Annotated in this window: 1 protein-coding gene; it reads left to right on the top strand. The window is 64.8% G+C overall.

The features are described 5' to 3' along the window. Positions 1-114: 114 nt before the first annotated feature. Positions 115-667: CaiB/BaiF CoA-transferase family protein (locus EOB49_RS34430; RefSeq protein ID WP_164781956.1), on the top strand; the 553-nt coding region annotated here is incomplete at its 3' end.

The raw sequence follows: 667 nt of genomic DNA, 5'->3' as shown, positions 1-667 counted from the left end.
AGAGGCTCGAGGACATTGATGGCACGCCGCATCTGTTCTTCCACGCCGCCGAGGATTACGGCAAGAACGAGCGGCTGAAGCCTGGTGTGCTGGCTCGCTCCGGGGTGCAGCGCAATGTCTGATGGCGCCCGCCCGCTCGAAGGTCTGTTCGTTGTTTCGATCGAGCAGGCCGTCGCCGCTCCGCTCTGCACAGTCCGCCTTGCCGATGCCGGCGCGCGCGTCGTGAAGATCGAGCGCCCGGAAGGCGAAACAGCGCGTCACTACGATTCTGCCGTGGAGGGCATGTCGGCCTATTTCGTCTGGCTCAACCGCGGCAAGGAAAGCGCGGTGCTCGACCTGAAAGCCGAGCACGACCTGGCTTTGCTGCACCGGATGGTGGCGCACGCGGATGTTCTCGTGCAGAATCTCGCGCCGGGCGCCACCGACAGGCTCGGCCTCTCCGCCGACGCGATCGCGGAAAAATTCCCCCGGCTGATTGCCATCAACATCGTCGGCTACGGACAGGACACGCCTTACGCAGCGATGCGCGCCTACGACATGCTGGTGCAGGCCGAAAGCGGCATCTGCGCCGTCACCGGCACACCGGACACACCGAGCAAGATCGGGGTTTCCGCCGCCGACATCGCAACCGGCATGAACGCCCATGCAGCAATCCTCGAAGCCTTGT

Source organism: Mesorhizobium sp. M7A.F.Ca.MR.148.00.0.0 (assembly GCF_003997735.1).
In the GTDB taxonomy this organism is placed as follows: Bacteria; Pseudomonadota; Alphaproteobacteria; order Rhizobiales; family Rhizobiaceae; genus Mesorhizobium.
Note: the sequence above shows the minus strand (reverse complement) of the source record. Positions and strands in the feature narration are given on the sequence as shown.